Here is a 13495-nt window from a genome sequence, read left to right on the forward strand (position 1 = left end):
AAATAAATACTTATAGGATTTAAGAATAGTAAATGTCTGTAAATAATGGACTTTCTGATGAAACTTATAACACTTTACGTGCTGAGTTCATTGACTGGATAGACACTGAACTTACCGCTATGGAACAATGTATCGATGAAGGGGCATCCGATGCATTCGCCAGCTCTGAACAGGATAGCGCAACTATCCGGCTAATGCGTATGGCTCATAATATTAAAGGTTCTGGTAGTGCCTTTGGTTTCAGTACTGTTGCAACGATCTCCCATCGGATGGAAGATTTTATGTCTGCAACTTCCATTGATCTATCCGATCTTCAATATCGCGACACACTTCTAAAATTCATCGATGAAATGCGCCGCATATCAGAGCTTGCAATTGAGCCAAACGAAGCCGAGGCATTAACTATTGTTAGGGCTCTTCCCAACAGCACCGAGTATAAATTAAACCAGAATCCAGAGGATATTGATGCTGATTTGGTTCAAGGCAAAGAGGTTTTAATCGTTTCTCCATCTAAAACAATTTCTGCAATAACACGTAAGGTTTGTGAAACCCTAAAGCATCGTGTAACCGCCTCGCGCAATGGTACGGAAGCACTTGCATTAGCAATGAATATGAAACCTGATATCATTATCGTATCGGCCGTACTCACTGGTATTTCTGGGCCTGATTTGACGAGAGCTCTCAGCAACATGCATGCTATCAAAGATATTAAAATCATTCTAATTTCAAATCTGGAAGCAAATCATCCGGATTTAGCTGATATTCCTGAAAAAGTTGATATTATAAATCAATCTGGGGACTTTCCTATGGCACTCTTTCGTTTAATTCAGCAATTCTAATTTATATAGAAAAAGAATCGCTATCTATGAGTGCTTGGCAAAAACATTAAAACACCCTAAAATAGATTTGGCATTTGATCAGAAGATCAAATTTGGGAGTGAGCAGATGGGACATGTAAAGAAAGTCACAGCGCCCAATACCGTGTTGTTAGCGGTCCCTGATCTATTGGATCATATCAGAGATATGAAAAATTCCGATGGTTCTAATGTGAATGTCCTATTAAGTGATTTGGACATCTCACTTGTTGATCTTTTTCGTGAAAATCATCATCAAATTTCATCTATCATTATCCCTCAAAATATTGATATAGATGTTTTAGACGCTCTTTCGCAAGAAATCACAAAGGTCGAAAAAGACCAACTTTTACCGCTCATGCTTATCGGCCATGTTGACCCACAAACATTATCTGTCTTAAGAAATGGTATTCTTTTCCAATCTTTGACATTGCAAGAGGCTAAAGCACAAATCCGTGCATTGCTTGCTTCGACATTATCGGAATTTCAACGCATAAGTAGCTTGCTGGAAGATTTAGAAAACAATCAACGTGTTACTCAACTCATGTCCAAAGCTGTTTTCGAATTAAAAACCTTAGATGAAGCCAATAGTTTAACAAGTTTTCTATCTGCTGCTTGTCCTAAACCACGTTTGATAGCCTTAGGACTCTCAGAATTACTTATCAACGCAATTGAACATGGTAATCTTGGCATTAAATTTGACCTAAAGACAGAACTTCTTGAAACTGGTATGTGGCGTCAAGAAGTTGAAAAACGCGCTCTTAAAAAAGAATTCAAAGATCGCAGAGTTATCGTGACCTATGAACGTAATGACAAAGAAGTCATGATAACAATTACCGATGAAGGAAACGGATTTGATTGGCATCCATATATTAGTTTCTCGCGTGAACGTTTAACGATGAAACATGGACGCGGCATAGCATTAGCTAAAGAAACCGTTTTCAACGATATGCGATATAATGAAAAAGGGAATTCAGTGACAGTTACTATGAAAATTGACTAGTTTTTAATTTGAAACTGTTATGAGGGTAAGGTCATCAGGTAAACGTTCTAAATGTCGACCGGGAAACACTTTCATCAAATGGTCAATTTTTTCAGACCCACTTTGTATTGATTGAATTTCAGAGATCAAACGGCAAAGGTCTTCTTCACCCAGAACATCTTCATTCGCGCTACTGGTCTCAATAAATGCATCGCTATAAATAATAAGTTCCGCCCCTTTTTCAAATGAAAACTCAGACGTTGGATAATCCGTAGACGCCATGATACCGATGGGTAAGCCCGCTGTTTCTAATAGCTCCGCATCATGATTCTTGGAGGCTTTATAAACCACAGGTGGCGCACCTGCAGAAGCATATTTCAATGTCTTGTTATCAGGATCAATCACAGCATAAAACAACGTGGCAAACTGACCAACATTCAAGACTTTGCACAATCGTTTATTTAACTTTTGCAACCATTCAGAAGGATTTTTCCAATCCCAATTCCCATCAGAAAGAAAACTATGTAATCTGAAAGTGTTCAATGCTGACGCAACACCATGTCCGGTAAAATCGACTGAATAAATCGCTAAACTTCCATCTTCTAGTATTTCTGCGCCCCAGAAATCACCACTTAGTTCAGATGAAGGTGAAAAAAGGGCGCCTAAGGTTAACCCCGTCTCCTCTTTCATTCTTTTAATCTTCGACATATCTGGCATAAGTGCGGCTTGAATTTGTAAAGCTGCTTCCAGTTCTTTGGATGTACGCTCTTGATATTCACGCATACGTCCTTGCAAAAGGCTATTTTGTAAATGCACTTTGACACGAGCAACAAGCTCAGCCCCATTTACCGGTTTTAAAAGCAGGTCGTTTGCACCTTCCTTAAATATACGTAGGCGCTCACCCGTTTCTTCCATTCCCGTTTGAATAATTATCGGAATATTATCGTATTTAGAATTTCGTCTCAGGGTTTGGCATACCTCAAAACCATCCATTTCAGGCATCAAAATATCCAAAATAACTAAAGCAGGTTGGACTTCTTCTATCTTTTTCAAAGCGTCACGACCATCAACCGCAATATGAATATTTTCGAAACCTTCTTTTTCAAGGAAATTTAAGAGCAACTGGCGTAGTAAATGAACATCATCGACGATCAAAATCGGTAACTTTACCAATTCCTCAAATGGAACTGGATCAAAAGTTGATAATTCATTTTTCACTGTAGTCATTACCATGATTAAGCTCGCTCAATATTGGAGCAAGCTTAATACAGCAATAAGAATTGAGCTAGGAAATTATGAATGAATATTAATAACTTGCGACAATTTTGCCAGTTCAAGCATTTTCTTTACCTGACCTTGAGGTTTCTGCAAGTCAAATGACCATCCTTCAGAACCTGATTTATCTTGTCCAACAAGCAACATCCCCATACCAGCAGAATCAATAAAATCCAATTTACCTAGATCTAGCGTCACTTGTTTCGTACCGCCGACCAATGCTTCATCCAGCATACGACGAAATAAATCATGATCGTTAAAGGTCAACTCACCAGATAAAACACAAACTGCATTAGAACCATCGCTGTTTATTTCATACTTCATAAATCACACCTCAAGTTAAAATAGATCAATATCATCAGATGATTCCAGATGTTCTGCTTTAGATATCTCATCATCAATTGTTTCCCCTCTTAAAGCCGCCCGAATAAAGCGTTCTTTAACTTCTGCAAGATTAAAACCCGCAATTAACTGTGACAACAATTCTTCCTTTGTAATACGCTCTTTTATACCAGAAGTTACATTCGCTGTCTCACTATCTATTTTTTGAAGCATTTCTCCGATGACTTCAAGAGAATCTTTAATATGCTGTAATCGCTGAGAGGTCCTATCCTGGAACTGAATTGTTGTTGTTAGTTTTGTAATATCCTCGGCCACGCCACGTGAATCTTTCAAACTAATCGTAACAGCTTCTAAAAAACGCGCATGCCGATCCTCTAATCCAGTTTTCAGCTGCCCTAAATGATCAACTGCCTTCAATGTTTCTGTCAATCCTAGCGAAGACATGACTGCTATATTATCTTGAACGTCTTTATCATCTTGTTTCGTTAGTTCTGTAATTTTTAAAACCAACTCATTGATCGCATGTTCCATTTGGATAATTGTATCTTCTAATGGCACTAATTCACCGTTAATCGGCACCTTATCCGCATCTTGAAGAACGTCATACATATCACTAGATAACTTCGTTGCACTATTGGCCAAAGATTGAAACTGACTGGACAATGCACCGACACCAGCTTCCATAAGATTGGTGGCAATATCTACTTCACCAATTAATGCACGAAAAGCTGCACGCTGTGCATCAGACAGACTTGACCAAAGTTGTAATAATTCTTTTAGATATTGTTCTTCATTTTCCATCTTCATCTGGATCATAACCACTTATACACGTATGTCCCCGCCACCACGTTCTGAACAAAGTTTCAAAACAACTTCGGTAACCCGTTTCAAGGTAATCTGGCGTTCCACAGCACCTAATTCAAAAGCTGCCTTTGGCATACCATATACCACACAACTCGCCTCATCCTGTCCAATAGTTGCCGCACCAGCTTCCCTTTGGGCCAACATACCTTTGGCACCGTCACGACCCATCCCCGTCAAAATGACACTAATACAATTATCACCACATGTTTCCGCAGCAGAATCAAACAAAACATCTACGGACGGTTTATGGCCACTGACTTCAGACCCGTCATTCAGTTTACAAATATAATTTCCACCAGATTTGCCGATTGTGAGATGTCGATCCCCTGGCGCGATATAAACATGCCCAGGAAGAACACGTTCACCAGCTTCAGCTTCCTTCACCTTAACAACTGACATCCCATCTAAACGCTCCGCAAATGTCTTTGTAAATTGAGCCGGCATATGTTGGGTAACTAAAACCGCTGGTGCATTGGCTGGTAAGGCCGTAATCACATCCTTTAACGCTTCAACGCCACCTGTTGAAGCCCCAATCGTAATAATTTTCTCAGTGGAACTAAATTTAATCTTTTGAATACGTTGAGCTTCTGCAGCATCTTTAATCGGTCTAGGTAAAGGTTTTACATTTGCACCAGCCGCATTTCTCACTTTAACAATCAACTCTTCTGCACGTTCCAATAGTCCATGTTCCAAATCAATTGTAGGTTTACCAAAATAATCTACAGCCCCTATTTCCAACGCCTTTAATGTTGCTTCTGCACCATTCTGTGTTAGGGACGACACCATAACAACAGGCATAGGACGCAACGTCATAATCTTTTCCAGAAAGGTCAGTCCATCCATCTTTGGCATTTCTATATCCAGTGTTACGACATCTGGATTGAGCTCTTTGATCATTTGACGTGCATTTAAAGGATCACTTGCTGTTCCAACAACTTCTATATCCCCAGCTTGTTGTAATAAAGAACTCAACAATTGCCGAATTAACGCAGAATCATCAACGATCAAAGCACGAATTTTACTCATTCCCAGCCAATACCTTTTCTCGGATCAAAACAGTTCAACACTGCCTTCCACTTCACTTGTATCCAATTTTTTCTTAAGCATTTGTTCTTCTTTTGCAACAGATGCAACTTCTGCTTTTTCTAATAGCTTCATCTTCACTTTTCCAGAATCAGGAAAATAAGCTATACGCCGTCCCCTATCCCCACCGACATGCTGTGCAGCAACTGCCATATGCTCATTCTTCAAAAAACGTTCTATGAATGAGATATTTTTATCCCCGACAGCATTACTGGAACTGATGACATGTGCACCGCCAAATACTTTAAACTCAAGACGATTACGCGCAGCTCCCATTTTAAGAAGATCATTCATTAAAACTTCCATCGCGTGGTTGCCAAAACGCATGCTGGCATTTGCCCCTCCCCATTTTCCGCTATCACTTTCAGGCAGCATAAAATGGTTCATCCCCCCCACACCATTCGTCGTATCACGGATACAAACCGCAATACATGACCCTAATGTAGTTGTAATCATTTCGCCTGGATTTTTAGTAACATAATGCGTTCCTGGTTGAACCTTAATGCTCATACGCTTGAACTTGGGGTCATAAAACTTATGGGGCCGCAATGTCCCACCAGACCATTCTACAGACGATTCACCAATCATATCAGAAGACATTTTTAAAACTCCTTCCTATATGTAGTTCGTCCATGCAATTTGAAAGGTCCCCCCTGATTCAACAGTGATTCCGAATGGCCAATATACAACCAACCACCTGGTCGCAACATAGATGCAAAACCATCAACTAGCCTTTGTTTCGTAGGACCATCAAAATAAATCATCACATTACGACAAAAAATCACATCAAATGGTCCTTTCATGGGCCATCTATGTAACAAATTTAATTGCTTAAACGCGATAAACTGACGTAATTTAGGGGAAATTTGCACACGCCCATCGTCCGCCATTTTGGTATATCTTTTTGCATATTCTTTCGATATCGTATCCAGACAGTTTGGTTTATAGAGACCTGTCCGCCCTGTATCCAACATATTTGTATCCAAATCGGTCGCGAGAATCTTTGCATCCAGCGTCTCAATATTTGGTAAAGAAGCTGCCATAGACATGGCAATAGAATATGGCTCTTCACCAGAAGAACAGCCCGCAGACCAAACGCGAAGACGATCTTGTTGACCTGAATTTAGAGCCTGAAGACTTTCTTTCATTGCTACTTTGCGGAAATGTTCAAAATGGTGGTCTTCGCGAAAGAACTTGGTCAGGTTAGTTGTAATCGCATTAATAAGATTGCCCATTTCATCTTCACCAGCGGGTGTTTCGATCAAATCAATGTAATCACTAAATGCAGATAACTGTAATTTACGAAGGCGACGGGCCAAACGACCATAAACCATATTCTTCTTTTGATCTTTAAGAACAATACCGGTTTTTTCATAAACAAGTGATTGCAATTTGGCAAAATCCTCTTGCCCAAATTGAAATTCTTGTTCTCTTTCCATCGCCACGGACATTCACATTCCAGTCATAAAGACATTATACAGAGCAAAAAGTTTCTGTTAGAGGGAGAATCCCCCCTCTAACATGTAGCATTCTAGAATTCTTCCCAGTCATCATCATCACCTGCTGAAGCTTGAGAAGGTGCTGGCTTAGGAGTAGATGATACCACTCTCACCTCTGGCGCTTTATTTGAAGGTGCAGGCTTTGCTTTCTTTGCCTTTTTTGGACGGCTACTTTCATCAAGTTTGAAGAAATTAATCATTTCAACCAAAGATTCTGCCTGTTCCTCAAGAGAACGCGCAGACGCAGAGCTTTCTTCAACCAAGGCTGCATTTTGCTGTGTCATTTCATCCATACTAGCAATTGCGGAATTGATCTCTTCCACACCAGAAGACTGTTCACGACTTGCCGCGGCAATTTCAGAGATGATATCTGCCACACGTTTAATGGAATCCATAATTTCAGAAAGTGAAGATCCTGTTTCATTGACGAGCTCGACACCTTCTTTCACTTGTGTGCCACTATCAGAAATCAATGCCTTAATATCCTTCGCAGCTTCGGAAGAACGTTGCGCAAGTGTACGTACTTCTGAAGCAACTACAGCAAAGCCTTTGCCCGCTTCACCAGCACGAGCAGCCTCAACAGCCGCGTTCAATGCTAGTAAGTTGGTTTGGAAAGCAATTTCATCAATCACACCAATGATATCTGTCACTTTCTGAGAAGCTTCTTCAATTTTCGACATGGCGTCAACAGCGCGATTCACAACATTGCCACCGGTTTCTGCTGTTTGACGTGCATTGATAGAAAGTTGGTTCGCCTGTTGGGCATTATCAGCGTTTTGCTTCACCGTTGTCGCCATTTCTTCCATAGATGCAGCGGTTTCTTCTAGGTTAGAAGCTTGCTGCTCTGTACGACTGGAAAGATCAACACTACCTGCGGCCACCTCACTTGACGCACTTCCAATTTCATCAGATGTCGTCAAAATATCAGTTACAATACCGCTTAAACGATCGCTGGTTTGGTTCATATCCTGCTTAACAGTTTCAAACATACCTTGATAGTCAGCTGTAATACGCTCTGTTAAATCACCACGCGCCAATGCTGCAACAGATGTAGCAATATTACTCAGAACATCTTCCACTGTATCGCTTAATGAATTGATAGATTGGCTTAGGTCCAACATGAAACCTTCCTTACCATCAATCGTTAATGACTTTGTAAAATTACCAGCAGCTACAGAAGAAACAACTTCATCAACTTCGCGTTGGATTGCCAGTTCTGCAGTGACATCAAGCCATTCCACAACTGTCCCAACCCGTTCACCATCATCAAAAATTGGACTCGCAATAAGATTAAACGAACGTCCACCAACCTCAATACTGGTTTTATACGCAGATGTTAATCTGGATAGTAATCCACGTTGATGGGATGGGTCTTTATGAAAACTATCAATATTTGTTCCAATAAGTTTATCGCTATCAAAATTTGATAATTCTTTACGAATATCTTGTTCCGCATTTTTGAGCATCGCAACCATTGCATCATTCATATAAATGATATCTAGGTCTACATTCGCGACCATGACATTCGCCTGACAGTTATCCAAGGCAGTACTGGTCAAAATTGCAGCAGAAGCATTATCAGTAAACACCTGTAAAGTCTGTGATAATTCACCTAACTCGTCAGAACGCTCAGTTCCTGGAATTTCTTTAATTTTCTTATCGCCCAAAGCCACCATCAACTGGCCAAGAGGTTTCGTCACCCCACGTAGAGTAAAGAAACCAAAGATCAAAGAAAAAGCTGTTAAAGCAGCAGCGCCTGCCAAATCCAAAATTAAAGCAGTACCTGCTTCTTCTTCAATTTTAATTGCCTTGTCGGTGACAAGTTCAGCCAAACGATCCTCAGCCTGCTTCATAAGGTTGATTTTAGCTGATTGCGCAGCGAACCAATCCCCCCCAGTAACACCTTCAAGACTTCCTGTTTGCAAACTTGATAAAGCAACTTGACGCATACGTTCTACAGCGTCGATATCTGGTCCTCTAACATAATCGTTATATATGTCTTCAAACTTATCAGATGCCTTATCAACAAAAACCTGAATATAGCTTTGTTGTTCTGCAATCAAACTCACGAATTTGGTATAACTTTCAGGCGTAAATTCACCTGCGGAGAATGCCCCCGCACCAATTGCACGTTCAATACCAGCTTTCTCTTTCGCATTTAGTAACGCAAGGTAAGCTGTCATATCTTTATTAAGAGAGGCGTTATCACTAATTTGAATTAAATCAGCAACCGTATATAAAGCCAATTTGTTAAAGCGTGAGTAAAATCCAGTAGCATCATCAACAGAAAGCGTTAAAGCATCTACAGTCTGACGGTGCGCTCTTAATCCCTCTAATTTGTCAACAGTGTCATCTACATGATCTCTCAAGGATTGTGGATAATCGGAGAAATCGAAATCTTCCACGTGATCTATATAGTCATCAATCTGTATATCTGCAGTGCTTCGCTGTTGTATCACTCGATTTTTAAAACCAGCGTCACCACCTGATCCCACAAAGCCCGCAGTTGCATCGCGTTCTACTTGTAATTCGTGAACAACCGCACTTAAATATGGTGTAAGCTTTGATAGGTTTTCAATGCGTTTCATATTGCTGTAAATCGTCGCTTGCTCCGAAATAAGAAGCGTTGCTAAGATCAGCAAACCAATAATTGGCACCCCCAGGGAGATACTAATTTTTGGACCAATTTTCATTCGGCCCAGCATTGTAGAACTTTTAGGATTTTCAGCCTTACTTTCAGTCATTTCTACATCCTCTCACTCTATTGAAGCGCCTTCCCGGCTTCCTGTCCTTGATCAATATCTTTACTGTTGAAGAGCTTCGCTGCGTCTAGCAATGCGACCATCCGTTCTTCCACAGTAACCAATCCCGATAAAAATTCATTATCTACGCGACGTTCCATTTTCGGAACTCCGCGCACCTCGTCCGCTTCTATAGTCAGAATATCAGACACTGCATCCACAAGAATGCCTACAAACCGTTCTCCAACGGTGATGATGATCACCACATGTAAATTTGTGACCTCCGTAAACCCGCCACCAAACCGACAACGCAAATCAAAAATTGGAACGATCAATCCACGAAGGTTTAAAACACCTCGCATATATTCCGGCGTGTTAGGTAGCATGGTCGTTTCAGACCATCCCTTAATTTCACGCACCGACATTATGTCTACACCATATTCTTCCGACCCAATGGTGAAGGTCACAAATTGTAAATACTCTACATTTCCCGCGCTATCTTCACCTTGAACATCCAAAGCACCGTTAGCTACTGCGAGAGAATTTTGGTTTGTATCAGCCATATTTTTGCTCCGATTGAACCAACAAATCTTTTTCGGATTGTACATTCCGACGACTAGCACCACGGCCATGCGTCATCTCAGTCAATCCATCTACATCTAAAATTAAAGCAACTAACCCATTGCCAAGGATGGTTGCAGCCGACACCCCCGGTACAGGATCATAATTATCTTCTAAACTTTTAATCACGACTTGTTGCTGACCAAGTAAATCATCCACGACAATGCCCGCATGGCCACCACCATCAAGTTCTACTAAGACAACAAGCGCCTTGCTTGGGTCCTCACTTGCGCCTTTTATCCCAAATACATCATGCAGATAAATTAGACGAATATACTCGCCACGAACGAAAACAACTTCCCCACCCGTCGCCAAGCGATGGATATCTTCTTTTTCAGGGCGAATGCTTTCCACAATTGCGGTTAATGGAATGACATATTTCTCATCCGCAACAGCCGTCACCATGCCATCAAGTACTGCGAGGGTAAGCGGCAAGGACATATTGAACTTGGTTCCTTTGCCAGGCACGGAAGAAACAGAAATCCGTCCGCCTAAGTTGGAAATATTTCTACGTACAACATCCATACCAACGCCGCGACCAGACACGTCCGTCACTTCTTCTGCCGTTGAGAAACCGGGCATAAAGATCAATTCATCAACTTCTTCAGGACTTAATTGATGATTTTCAGGAACTAACCCTTTTTCAATCGCCTTCCCAAGTACACGTTCTCGATTAATACCACGTCCATCATCGGCAATATCAATCTGAATACGCCCGCCTCTATGTTCCGCAGATAAATGTACAGTTGCGCGTGGTGTTTTCCCGACTTCAAGGCGTTCATCTTCGGTCTCAATCCCATGATCTAATGAATTTCGGATCATATGAGTAAGCGGGTCAGCCAAAAGTTCAACAACTGTTTTATCAACCTCAGTATTCTCACCTGAAGTGACCAAATCTACTTTCTTCCCAAGTTTACCTGACAATTCACGTACTAAGCGTGGCATGCGGGCAAAAACAGATTTCACTGGTTGCATGCGAATTGCCATTACACTGTCTTGTAATTCACGCGTATGCATAGCTAAGTCATCAAAACCCTGCTTCATCATTTGCGCATATTCGATGGGCATCCCACTAGATTGTTGTTGGAGCATGGCTTGGGTTATAACTAACTCCCCAACCATGTTCACAAGCCGATCAACACGATCTAAATCAACCCGAATTGATGAAATTTTGGCAGCTCCACCGCCTGATGCAGGTTTTGCAGCTGGTGCCTTTTTAGCCTCAGTAGGTGTAGTTAATTTTGCTTTCGCAGGTACGGTTGGTTTCGTTTCAACAGTTTTTGTAGAGGATTTATTACTAGTGGTATCCTCTGCTGGACTTACCTCTTTCTCTACTTCGTCGTCAAAAAGTCCCCAACCCTGTTCAGTTTCAATGTCATCTTTTGATTTCACAGGGTCATCTGATGTGTCTTCATCATCGTCAAAGAGCCCCCAACCTTGTGCGGATTCTATCTCATCTTTTGACTTCTCATCAACAAAAAGCCCCCAGGACACACCTTCATCTGCCTCAATAGAACCAGCATTGGAGGCTGTGCCACCTAAAGCTTCAACCAGACGCTCAAAATCTCCTTCATGGGCTTCTGTTACGGTCAATGTGCAATCAAACTCAACGAATTCAAAAACCTCTTCGATCGCTTGCTGCCCCTTATCTGTTCGCAGAAAGAATATCCATGAAAAGTAAATATCATCATGCTTTAAATCGCCAAACATGGGCAATTTGTCAGTGAATATAAAGGTATTTAAAGACCCTAATGTTTTAAGTTCACGAATGAGTAGCAAAGGCTCGTTAGCATATTGCAGCAGATGTGGTTCTGGCGAAAACTCTATTTTCCAAATTTTTTCAGTACCATTCCCACCATCAGTTAACACATCGGCAGGGTCGTCTCCTGTAAGGTCAACGATTTCATCATCATTTTCATCATTTTCTTCGTCATCTTCGACCGCAGCACCGCTTTGCAGGGCTTCTAATTCAACGGCAACATCGGCCCAGGCTTCTTCAGGTAGATCTTCACCATCCTGAGCAGCTTGAATCAGATTATTCAAAACATCATTCGCAGATAATAAAAGGTCTACAACTTCTTCTGTTACAGCTGCCTTACCTTCGCGCATACTATCGAGTAAAGCTTCATAGATATGAGCAAAATGAACTAATTGATCAAAATTGAAAGCGCCGCCACCACCTTTCACAGAATGGACTGCACGAAAGATCGCGTGTAAGTCTTCCGGTTCGGCACTTTCGGGACTTTGCTGCAACGACATCAAGCGAGTTTCAGCATCCGCCAAAAGCTCATTACACTCTTCGAAGTAGGTCGCCTTGAATTGATCAAGGTTAAAATCGCCTAAATCGGACACAGCTTACTCCCTTATCGTTTATACATTGCCATCCTCAACAATCACGACAAATGATTGAAACCATAGGCAAAGGTCAAAATCCCTTCCCTCAAACCCAAACTTATGGGCAAACTTTTGCCACAACTTGTAACAATTTATCCGGATTAAACGGCTTAACGATCCAACCAGTTGCACCGGCAGCACGGCCTTCATTTTTCTTCGCACCATCTGCTTCAGTTGTGAGTACCAAGATAGGTGTTGATTTATAGGCAGGCATCCCACGTAATTCGCGGATCAAGGTCAAACCATCCATGTTTGGCATATTTACATCTGTAATGATTAAATCAACATTTTGACCGCCTAAAACTGATAAAGCATGTTGACCATCATTTCCTTCAATCACTTCGTGACCAGCGTTACGCAAGGTGAAAGAAACCATATCACGCATGGTTTTAGAATCATCGACAGCAAGAACTTTTAACCCCATTATGCTTTACTCCACTTCGAAAATACTGACCATAAACCCAGATCTTCAAGTCCGGATTTAAAAGCTTCACTATAGTTTGAGATTTTAAAAGACGCATTACCACTTTCAACAGAACGCGCAGCAGCTAACAGCGCTTGACATGGCGCCGTCGTCAAACGCTCTACTTGTCCTGCATGAATTCGTACATCAAAATTTTTATCAATTGCTTGAGCAAGGGCTTCAATCAAACTTTCAGTTTGCCCCAAGTCAAGAACAACAGGCAGAGAAATATCACACTCAGTTTCAGAAATTGATATTTGAGTACCTTCCATAGCCCTGCTTTCTGTGGTTCGATCCAATATTATTTTTTATTTTTTTAAGGTTTGATATAACAGCCAACAAACCTTTGAGGGAATTTTAAATATTAATACACTCTA

The 13495-nt window shown here is 41.2% G+C and carries 13 protein-coding genes; 2 read left to right on the forward strand and 11 right to left on the reverse strand.

All coding sequences use genetic code 11. The features are described from left to right. The first annotated feature begins 32 nt into the window (after positions 1 to 32). Positions 33 to 839 (forward strand): response regulator, encoded by an 807-nt coding sequence (locus tag E1160_RS03545; RefSeq protein WP_155153621.1) that lies wholly within the window; start codon positions 33 to 35, stop codon positions 837 to 839. A 106-nt stretch (positions 840 to 945) separates the two neighbouring features. Beyond that, a complete protein-coding gene (locus E1160_RS03550) occupies positions 946 to 1857 on the forward strand; it encodes an ATP-binding protein (protein WP_155153622.1) in 912 nt (303 codons plus the stop codon). A 3-nt stretch (positions 1858 to 1860) separates the two neighbouring features. Here E1160_RS03550 and E1160_RS03555 read toward each other — a convergent pair whose 3' ends face one another. The 11 genes from E1160_RS03555 to E1160_RS03605 form a co-directional block, all read right to left on the reverse strand. Further along, positions 1861 to 3069, reverse strand: a complete 1209-nt coding sequence (locus E1160_RS03555) for a fused response regulator/phosphatase (protein WP_155153623.1) — start codon at positions 3067 to 3069, stop codon at positions 1861 to 1863. Between the two features lie 60 nt (positions 3070 to 3129). Further along, positions 3130 to 3435, reverse strand: a complete 306-nt coding sequence (locus E1160_RS03560; protein WP_155153624.1) for an STAS domain-containing protein — start codon at positions 3433 to 3435, stop codon at positions 3130 to 3132. A gap of 15 nt (positions 3436 to 3450) precedes the next feature. Next, positions 3451 to 4260 carry a hypothetical protein gene (locus E1160_RS03565; protein ID WP_155153625.1) on the reverse strand — a complete coding sequence of 270 codons (810 nt, stop codon included), beginning with the start codon at positions 4258 to 4260 and terminating at the stop codon, positions 3451 to 3453. A gap of 15 nt (positions 4261 to 4275) precedes the next feature. Then, the gene (locus E1160_RS03570) at positions 4276 to 5343 is read right to left on the reverse strand and encodes a protein-glutamate methylesterase/protein-glutamine glutaminase (protein WP_155153626.1); all 1068 of its coding nucleotides are present in this window, start codon (positions 5341 to 5343) and stop codon (positions 4276 to 4278) included. A 24-nt stretch (positions 5344 to 5367) separates the two neighbouring features. Continuing rightward, positions 5368 to 6000 (reverse strand): hypothetical protein, encoded by a 633-nt coding sequence (locus tag E1160_RS03575; RefSeq protein WP_218048695.1) that lies wholly within the window; start codon positions 5998 to 6000, stop codon positions 5368 to 5370. Between the two features lie 2 nt (positions 6001 to 6002). Continuing rightward, entirely contained in the window at positions 6003 to 6851 is an 849-nt protein-coding gene (locus E1160_RS03580) for a CheR family methyltransferase (protein ID WP_218048696.1), read from the reverse strand. 80 nt (positions 6852 to 6931) lie between these two features. After that, positions 6932 to 9643 carry a methyl-accepting chemotaxis protein gene (locus tag E1160_RS03585; RefSeq protein WP_155153627.1) on the reverse strand — a complete coding sequence of 904 codons (2712 nt, stop codon included), beginning with the start codon at positions 9641 to 9643 and terminating at the stop codon, positions 6932 to 6934. A gap of 17 nt (positions 9644 to 9660) precedes the next feature. Next, the gene (locus E1160_RS03590; RefSeq protein ID WP_155153628.1) at positions 9661 to 10203 is read right to left on the reverse strand and encodes a chemotaxis protein CheW; all 543 of its coding nucleotides are present in this window, start codon (positions 10201 to 10203) and stop codon (positions 9661 to 9663) included. Beyond that, positions 10196 to 12613 carry a chemotaxis protein CheA gene (locus E1160_RS03595; protein WP_328597114.1) on the reverse strand — a complete coding sequence of 806 codons (2418 nt, stop codon included), beginning with the start codon at positions 12611 to 12613 and terminating at the stop codon, positions 10196 to 10198. The genes E1160_RS03590 and E1160_RS03595 overlap by 8 nt, the downstream gene beginning before the upstream one ends. 100 nt (positions 12614 to 12713) lie before the next feature. Beyond that, positions 12714 to 13079: a response regulator gene (locus E1160_RS03600; protein WP_155153629.1), complete on the reverse strand. Its 366-nt coding sequence runs from the start codon at positions 13077 to 13079 to the stop codon at positions 12714 to 12716. After that, positions 13079 to 13390, reverse strand: coding sequence for an STAS domain-containing protein (locus E1160_RS03605; RefSeq protein ID WP_155153630.1), 312 nt, complete (start codon positions 13388 to 13390; stop codon positions 13079 to 13081). The genes E1160_RS03600 and E1160_RS03605 overlap by 1 nt, the downstream gene beginning before the upstream one ends. Positions 13391 to 13495: the final 105 nt, after the last annotated feature.

The sequence above is a fragment of the Curvivirga aplysinae genome, from assembly GCF_009711445.1.
Taxonomy (GTDB): Bacteria; Pseudomonadota; Alphaproteobacteria; order UBA8366; family Aestuariispiraceae; genus Curvivirga; species Curvivirga aplysinae.

What these genes read in the sequence shown, in the direction of transcription:
- E1160_RS03545 (WP_155153621.1), top strand. Translation starts at nt 33, where the DNA reads ATGTCTGTAAATAATGGACTTTCTGATGAAACTTATAACACTTTACGT.
- E1160_RS03550 (WP_155153622.1), top strand. Translation starts at nt 946, where the DNA reads ATGGGACATGTAAAGAAAGTCACAGCGCCCAATACCGTGTTGTTAGCG.
- E1160_RS03555 (WP_155153623.1), bottom strand. Translation starts at nt 3,069, where the DNA reads ATGGTAATGACTACAGTGAAAAATGAATTATCAACTTTTGATCCAGTT.
- E1160_RS03560 (WP_155153624.1), bottom strand. Translation starts at nt 3,435, where the DNA reads ATGAAGTATGAAATAAACAGCGATGGTTCTAATGCAGTTTGTGTTTTA.
- E1160_RS03565 (WP_155153625.1), bottom strand. Translation starts at nt 4,260, where the DNA reads ATGAAGATGGAAAATGAAGAACAATATCTAAAAGAATTATTACAACTT.
- E1160_RS03570 (WP_155153626.1), bottom strand. Translation starts at nt 5,343, where the DNA reads ATGAGTAAAATTCGTGCTTTGATCGTTGATGATTCTGCGTTAATTCGG.
- E1160_RS03575 (WP_218048695.1), bottom strand. Translation starts at nt 6,000, where the DNA reads ATGTCTTCTGATATGATTGGTGAATCGTCTGTAGAATGGTCTGGTGGG.
- E1160_RS03580 (WP_218048696.1), bottom strand. Translation starts at nt 6,851, where the DNA reads ATGTCCGTGGCGATGGAAAGAGAACAAGAATTTCAATTTGGGCAAGAG.
- E1160_RS03585 (WP_155153627.1), bottom strand. Translation starts at nt 9,643, where the DNA reads ATGACTGAAAGTAAGGCTGAAAATCCTAAAAGTTCTACAATGCTGGGC.
- E1160_RS03590 (WP_155153628.1), bottom strand. Translation starts at nt 10,203, where the DNA reads ATGGCTGATACAAACCAAAATTCTCTCGCAGTAGCTAACGGTGCTTTG.
- E1160_RS03600 (WP_155153629.1), bottom strand. Translation starts at nt 13,079, where the DNA reads ATGGGGTTAAAAGTTCTTGCTGTCGATGATTCTAAAACCATGCGTGAT.
- E1160_RS03605 (WP_155153630.1), bottom strand. Translation starts at nt 13,390, where the DNA reads ATGGAAGGTACTCAAATATCAATTTCTGAAACTGAGTGTGATATTTCT.